Consider the following 2,789-nt stretch of genomic DNA (forward strand, 5'->3'; position numbering starts at 1 on the left):
ACGGGGTAGATAGTAGCGATAGCGATCCGCTTGCAGATTTTGAAAACGAATTTGGTCTTTTAACTCTTTAGTTTTAAGTTCAACCGTTTTTTTATTTTCAAAAAAAGATGGAAAAATTTTGTATAAGTTGTTAATGATAAAGCTCATGTTTAAGCTCCTTGATTTGGGGTTGGAAGGGAATGGAGCTGCGAACTTCATTCCCTTTTTTGATATAGTTTAATTTAGCAAAATGCTAATAAAACAGTCAATAGATTTTGTTAGCAAAAAGACAATAAAATAATATTATTTGCTAATTTATTTTTTTATAGACGAATTTAGGACGGTAAAAACTGCACCTTTAATATCATCAGGGGCTCGGCGATACAGATCTAAGATGAGTTCTTCATTCTTAGATAATTCTTTAGTTTCAATTCCTTGGATAAGATAGTCTAAGGTCACACCATAATAATCGGCTAAAATAATCAATTTTTTACGGTTTGGATTCTTTCTACCTGTTTCCCATTCACTTACTGTAGGAATTGACACGTCAACTATGGCTGCAACATCTGCTTGCCCTAGATTACGGTTAAGTCTAAGTGTTTTAAGTCGTTCATTTAATGTCATACTTAAAAACGTAACTGAATCTACAAAATTATTCATGGCATTTTGCTAACATTTTTATTGACTGATATATTAGCATTTTGCTAATATACTTTCATCGTTCATTGACATTCGAATATCTAAGACCGTGGCTCTGTCATGGTCTTCCTCGTTAGGGGATAGAATCTTCTTTCTCCAAACCTTCAACTAATTTTGTGTCTAAATCATTACTTCTAGAAAACCGGTTAATCCAAAAATTATCAGTTTGCTTATAAAAACTTCCAAAAACAAGTAAAAGGAGTCCTAAGGTGGGGATACTGAGAAAAGCTATCCATGCCCACTGCATGTAGTTTCTAACATTTTTTAAAGCTACAGAGTTTCTGTCATTCACTTCATTAATATCTAGAATTAAATGCTCAATGATTTCTAATTCACTTTCAAACTTTCCTTGTAATTTATCCATTTCTGAAGCTGAAAGATTGTAATAATTCCATGGTGTGCTCTGAAGTACTCGAACACATAAATAACTTGTAATGAATAGAGGCGTTAACATTAATAACAAATAAAATTGATGTTTTTCTTGAAGAGAAAAAGCGATAATTAGCCCTGACATTAAAGTCATTGTCCATCCGAGCAAATTACTTGCTCTTACCTTCAGGCGTTGTAAACTTGTTTCTATTACATTATGTGCATTTAAAGCCTGATCATATACAAATCGTGCTGACCATAATCGAAGCCCATTTTCGGCGACTTCTCCGACTTCAATTGTTTTGTTTTGGATAATTTGGCACATGGTTTAGCTCGACGATTCTAAAATACTTGAGGGTTGGTTTTACGTTAGTCTGTAAAAGGTAACGTATTTTTTTGTGATTCGTATTTCATAATAAACTCCTTTCTAAGTTGGGAGTTTAAAAGCAAAAACTCCCATAACGTGTGTCATGAGAGTATATGTGACATATATTCACATTAATTGTCAATAAAAAAAGTGATAATAAATCACATTATTTTTTTTTATTTAATTTTTTGCTTCGCAGCGAGACAAACTCAAGCAATGCTTTAGCTTCATCATCTGGTAAATTTCGAAATGCATATAGTAAAATAGCTTCATCATTATTTTGTGCTGATGCAGGATTTTGACTGTATTGATCAGAAGTCAACCAATCAAGGGAAACGTTAAATTCTTTAGACATTTTTATAAGGAGTTCTCTTCCAGGTTTTATTTTATTAGATTCTATTTTAGATAGATAAGAACGATCAATGCCCAATTCTGTAACGAATTCGATCTGTTTGAGACCGCTTTTATATCTAATCTTTCTAATTTTATCACCTAGTGTTTCCATAATTATTTTGTAATGACTTTTCATCAAGTTTGTGTGATTAAAATGAACATCTTTTTTTATTGACAAATGTGATAAATAATCACATAAATAGTTTTATGATGAATATTAAAGACATTCTTAAAGCTGGTGGCGGACCTTCTAATCTATCTAAACTTATAGGTATCCATCATACAGCCATCATTCGATGGAAAGCAGTTCCAGTTAATCGTTTGGCGGTAATTGAAAAAATTACAGGAATTCCGAGAGAGGAACTGCGTCCAGACATTTTTAGAAAAGGAAACGAACATGAGTGAGAAAATTGATATCATTACAGTGACCGATAAAGATGGGTGGGATTCTTTTGTCCGTGCAGAAGTAGGAGCCGATTTTGTTGTTTGTGGTGTCCATTATGATGCTGATCACAAATTCATTGAAAAAATCAAAGTGTGCGAGTTTGATGGGCTGAAATTAATCAATGAGCATGAAGAGACCCGAGAGCAGGTGATAGAACATATCAAAGCTGGCAAGATCTATAAAACAGCGCGTCGTATTGTATTTGGTCATTTATACCCTTGGAAAAATGTTGTCATTGAAAAAACAAAGGATGGAACGGAAATAGTGGTGGTTTCCCAAAAAGGGGATGATCTAAACTTTTCCATTCCTAGTTCAGAAAATAACGAAGAGGCGTTTAACGTAGTTGAAGAATTACATCCTGTAATTTGTAACGAAAATTGTATAGAGGATTAATACTCTTCAACGTTTTCGAGATTGTCTCTGGTTTCGTTATCTGCGTTGGTGCGTATGTATTTATTGCCGTTTATTGGATAGATTTGAATTTCGGCTCCTTGGAACAATTTACCTGGCTCGTTTTTATCTTTAGGAAAACATGAA

Annotated in this window: 6 protein-coding genes; 2 read left to right on the plus strand and 4 right to left on the minus strand. The window is 33.3% G+C overall.

Features of this window, described 5'->3' with window-relative positions:
• Positions 1–294: 294 nt before the first annotated feature.
• The 3 genes from AABE15_RS03740 to AABE15_RS03750 all read right to left on the minus strand — a co-directional run bounded on the left by AABE15_RS03740 (position 295) and on the right by AABE15_RS03750 (position 1,943).
• Positions 295–639 carry a helix-turn-helix transcriptional regulator gene (locus tag AABE15_RS03740; protein WP_338329940.1) on the minus strand — a complete coding sequence of 115 codons (345 nt, stop codon included), beginning with the start codon at positions 637–639 and terminating at the stop codon, positions 295–297.
• A gap of 112 nt (positions 640–751) precedes the next feature.
• Positions 752–1,372: a hypothetical protein gene (locus tag AABE15_RS03745; RefSeq protein WP_338329941.1), complete on the minus strand. Its 621-nt coding sequence runs from the start codon at positions 1,370–1,372 to the stop codon at positions 752–754.
• Positions 1,373–1,580: 208 nt separating this feature from the next.
• On the minus strand, positions 1,581–1,943 hold the full coding sequence (locus tag AABE15_RS03750) for a helix-turn-helix transcriptional regulator (RefSeq protein ID WP_338329942.1): 363 nt from the start codon (positions 1,941–1,943) through the stop codon (positions 1,581–1,583).
• 71 nt (positions 1,944–2,014) lie between these two features.
• On the opposite strand from AABE15_RS03750, the gene AABE15_RS03755 reads away from it, so the two are divergent.
• Together AABE15_RS03755 and AABE15_RS03760 are read left to right on the plus strand one after the other, a co-directional pair.
• Positions 2,015–2,212 (plus strand): YdaS family helix-turn-helix protein, encoded by a 198-nt coding sequence (locus AABE15_RS03755; protein ID WP_338329943.1) that lies wholly within the window; start codon positions 2,015–2,017, stop codon positions 2,210–2,212.
• On the plus strand, positions 2,205–2,645 hold the full coding sequence (locus AABE15_RS03760) for a DUF3892 domain-containing protein (RefSeq protein WP_338329944.1): 441 nt from the start codon (positions 2,205–2,207) through the stop codon (positions 2,643–2,645). Before AABE15_RS03755 ends, AABE15_RS03760 begins: the two co-directional genes overlap by 8 nt.
• On the opposite strand, the gene AABE15_RS09240 is transcribed toward AABE15_RS03760, so the two are convergent.
• Positions 2,642–2,752, minus strand: a complete 111-nt coding sequence (locus AABE15_RS09240) for a DUF3892 domain-containing protein (protein WP_408870248.1) — start codon at positions 2,750–2,752, stop codon at positions 2,642–2,644. The genes AABE15_RS03760 and AABE15_RS09240 overlap by 4 nt on opposite strands.
• Between the last annotated feature and the right edge of the window lie 37 nt (positions 2,753–2,789).

It is taken from the genome of Commensalibacter sp. Nvir (assembly GCF_963921845.1).
Classification (GTDB): domain Bacteria; phylum Pseudomonadota; class Alphaproteobacteria; order Acetobacterales; family Acetobacteraceae; genus Commensalibacter.